Consider the following 2161-nt stretch of genomic DNA (forward strand, 5'->3'; position numbering starts at 1 on the left):
GTGGGGGCGCGGTGGAAGAGGCCGTCCACGACCAGTTGCCGTGCCTCGCACATCGCGCGGTAGTCCGCGAGGGTGAACTCGTGGACGCGGAAGCCGCGGTGGTGTTCGACGTCGAGCAGCCCCTGCGCCGCGAGATCGACCAGCGCCTCGCGTACGGGTGTCGCCGAGACGCCGTACTGCTCGGCGATCTCCTTGACCGTGAAGTCGCGGCCCGTGGCGAGCCGTCCGGCCATGATCTCGTCGCGCAGCGCGGCGGCGATCTGCGAGCGCAGGGTGCTGCGTCGTATCACGCGCCCGCGCCCCCCGAGGCGGCGGTGGTGTGGGCGTCGGCCGCGGTGAGCGCCTCGTCCAGCACGCCCAGACCGTCCTTGAGTTCGGCCTCGGTGATGGTGCACGGCGGCACGACGTGGGTGCGGTTCATGTTGACGAAGGGCCACAGGCCGCCGCGCTTGGCGGTGGCGGCGAAGTCGGCCATGGGGGCGTTGTCGGCCCCGGTGGCGTTGTAGGGGACCAGCGGCTCGCGGGTCTCCTTGTCGCGCACCAGGTCGAGCGCCCAGAACACGCCGGTGCCGCGCACCTCGCCGACGGACGGGTGGCGCTCGGCCATGTCGCGCAGCGCGGGCCCGATGACGTTCTCGCCGAGGTGGGCGGCGTGCTCGACGATGCCCTCCTCGGCCATCACCTTCAGGGTGGCGACGGCGGCGCCGCACGCGAGCGGGTGTCCCGAGTAGGTGAGGCCGCCGGGGTAGGGGCGGCTCTCGAAGGTTTCGGCGATCTTCTCGGAGATCGCGACGCCGCCGAGCGGAACGTATCCGGAGTTGACGCCCTTGGCGAAGGTCATCAGGTCGGGTACGGCGTCGTAGAGGTCGGCGGCGAACCAGGTGCCGGTGCGGCCGAACCCGGCCATCACCTCGTCGAGGACGAAGACGAGGCCGTACTTGTCGCAGAGCGCGCGGACACCGGCCAGGTAGCCGGGCGGCGGCATCATGATCCCGGCGGTGCCGGGGATGGTCTCCAGGATGACGGCGGCGACGGTGTGCGGGCCCTCGTAGACGAGCGTCTGCTCCAGGTGGGCCAGCGCGCGCTCGCACTCCTGTTCCTCGGTCTGAGCGTAGAACTGCGTGCGGTACAGGTGCGGGGCGTGGAAGTGGACGACTCCGGCGGTGCCGGTGTCCGACGCCCAGCGGCGCGGGTCGCCGGTGATGTTGATCGCCTGCTCGGTGCCGCCGTGGTACGAGCGGTACGCGGACAGCACCTTGGGCCTGCCGGTGTGGACGCGGGCCATGCGGATCGCGTGCTCGACGGCGTCGGCGCCGCCGTTGGTGAAGAAGATCTTGTCGAGGTCGCCGGGGGTCCGCTCGGCGATCAGCCGGGCGGCCTCGGAGCGCGCCTCGATCGCGAAGGCAGGCGCGAAGGTGCACATCTGCGCCGCCTGCTCCTGGATCGCCGCGACGACCTTGGGGTGCGCGTAGCCGATGTTGGTGAAGACCAGGCCGCTGGTGAAGTCGAGGTACCGGTTCCCCTCGTAGTCCCAGAAGAAGGAACCCTCCGCGCCCGCGACCGCCAGCGGGTCGATCTGCCCCTGCGCCGACCAGGAGTGGAACACGTGTGCCCGGTCGGTGGCGTGCACGGCACGGCCTGCGGCCGGGTCGGGCAGGCCCGGGACGGCGGTGCCGCCGGCGGTGGCTTGGGAGGAGGAGTGGTGCGTCGTCACGATCGGTACCTCGGTTCGCTCGCGTGTTGCGGGAGGACCCCCATGAGGGTGACAGCCAGCGTAGTGTCGCCCGCCTCACGTGCGCGCGGGAGGGCGCGGACCTGGGCGGACGGCGGCCACCGCTCAGCAGTGCGACGACGTCAGTCGTCGTCCTCGTCGTCCGCTTCCTTCCTGACCGCGGCGTGCGGTTCCCCGTCGGAGCAGCGGAGGCTGACGACGAGGTCGCTCGCCTCGTCGTCGGCGGGTTCGAGCTCGACGGTGGCCGTCGAGGCCGGACCGGGCTCGACGTCGTCGGCGCTGTAGCCCTCGGCGGGGGTCCAGCTCAGCAGCTTGACGGTACGGGCGTCGGTGCGGCACTCCGCGAGTGCGGTGCCCAATCCGTCGGGGAAGCGCACGGTGCGCGTGACGGGGGCCGCGGAGCGGGAGGGCGACGCGGTGGGCGTGTGG

3 protein-coding genes are annotated in these 2161 nt (G+C 72.2%); all 3 read right to left on the reverse strand.

Annotation, left to right across the window (positions count from 1 at the left end):
- The coding region (locus tag AB8Z75_RS33890) for a GntR family transcriptional regulator (protein WP_369208821.1) at window positions 1-233 on the reverse strand (233 nt) is incomplete at its 3' end.
- A gap of 53 nt (window positions 234-286) precedes the next feature.
- Complete coding sequence (locus AB8Z75_RS33895) at window positions 287-1714, reverse strand: aspartate aminotransferase family protein (RefSeq protein ID WP_369208818.1); 1428 nt, start codon at window positions 1712-1714, stop codon at window positions 287-289.
- A 140-nt stretch (window positions 1715-1854) separates the two neighbouring features.
- Window positions 1855-2161: hypothetical protein (locus tag AB8Z75_RS33900; RefSeq protein ID WP_369208819.1), on the reverse strand; the 307-nt coding region annotated here is incomplete at its 5' end.

The organism is Streptomyces sp. PU-14G (assembly GCF_041028275.1).
In the GTDB taxonomy this organism is placed as follows: domain Bacteria; phylum Actinomycetota; class Actinomycetes; order Streptomycetales; family Streptomycetaceae; genus Streptomyces.